The organism is Marinobacter sp. (assembly GCF_041984545.1).
In the GTDB taxonomy this organism is placed as follows: Bacteria; Pseudomonadota; Gammaproteobacteria; order Pseudomonadales; family Oleiphilaceae; genus Marinobacter.
In genome coordinates this window covers 1-1,069 of sequence record NZ_JBHIXV010000067.1, presented here as the reverse complement: position 1 = coordinate 1,069, position 1,069 = coordinate 1, and the positions used below count along the sequence as shown (strand labels likewise).

The 1,069-nt window shown below is 48.5% G+C and carries 2 protein-coding genes; both read left to right on the top strand.

Going from position 1 to position 1,069, the window contains the following annotated elements:
- The coding region (locus ACFC20_RS17480) for an RHS repeat-associated core domain-containing protein (protein ID WP_375194096.1) at positions 1-636 on the top strand (636 nt) is incomplete at its 5' end.
- A 3-nt stretch (positions 637-639) separates the two neighbouring features.
- Positions 640-996: an immunity 8 family protein gene (locus ACFC20_RS17475; RefSeq protein ID WP_341581980.1), complete on the top strand. Its 357-nt coding sequence runs from the start codon at positions 640-642 to the stop codon at positions 994-996.
- Positions 997-1,069 lie beyond the last annotated feature (73 nt).

The window sequence follows — 1,069 nt, the reverse complement described above, 5'->3', positions numbered from 1 at the left end:
TACGGGTCCTCAATCGGGCGGTTTACCGGGATAGACCCTGTGAAGTGGCAAGAATCGAATATTCACAGCTTCAATCGGTACGCCTATGCCAATAACAACCCCTACGGCAATGTGGATAGGGATGGGCGTAATGCGGTTACTTTCGTTGGTGGCGTGATTGTTGAGTCCTACAATGCACTGCAGGGGAACGGATTCAACGGAGACAGAGTCCTCGGCGCTTTGGCCGATGGGTATAACGGTGAGGGGGCTGGTTTTGCCCGTTCTCTGTATCAGGATGCCGAAACATTTGTTCCAATTGGCGCGGTTGCAGGAGCCTTGATAAAAAGCGGGAGATTGGCCAAGTCTCTTGGCAAAGAGGTTGGGATATTACGCGATGCAGCTAGAGGAAAAGGTAATTTTGGTCTTGGTTCGGCAACTAAAACCGAGGCCAACAAACTTGGTAAAGCTTGGGTTGGAGACGGCTATAAAGTGGCCAGTGATGGCAAAACCTTGGTTAGTAAAGATGGTCTGAGGCAGTACAGACCGCCCAGCTACAAGCCGAGACTGGATAGAACCCAGGCAAACTTTGAGCAGAGAGTTCCAGGTCAGCAGTCAACTCGTTGGCAGTCGAATGGCCATCTTGATATTACGGATTAATCGATGAACGCAGAATTAAAGCGGCTTCACAGCCCTGATATTCACGATCTCAAGCTCTACCAGCCGGAAGTTCCAGAAAAATTTGGGTTTCTCTTACAGGTTATGGTGGGGCCAGAAGGAGTGGACGGAGAGGAGTCCTTCAATGTCGAGGTATGTACGCCAAAATGGTTAGAGGAGACCTATGGGATGAATGAGGTAGTAATCGGTCGCCATCATCTAATCGTTCGAGAATACAACTATCAAAAGATTGTTGACACTATCCAAAATTTTTTACGGGAATGTACTGGTGAAAACTGGATTGAGGTTGCGGAAAAAGTATCGCGAATAGGGAAATGGGAGTTTGAAGATTACATCGATTAAGACGGAGCTCGCCCTGCCGGGAGAATACGATCCATCGGGCGGCTTCAAGGAATACATCTACGTGGATTCGAAA

Bases quoted from the DNA above. Each gene is read 5' to 3' on its own strand.
- ACFC20_RS17475 (WP_341581980.1), top strand. From the start codon at position 640: ATGAACGCAGAATTAAAGCGGCTTCACAGCCCTGATATTCACGATCTC.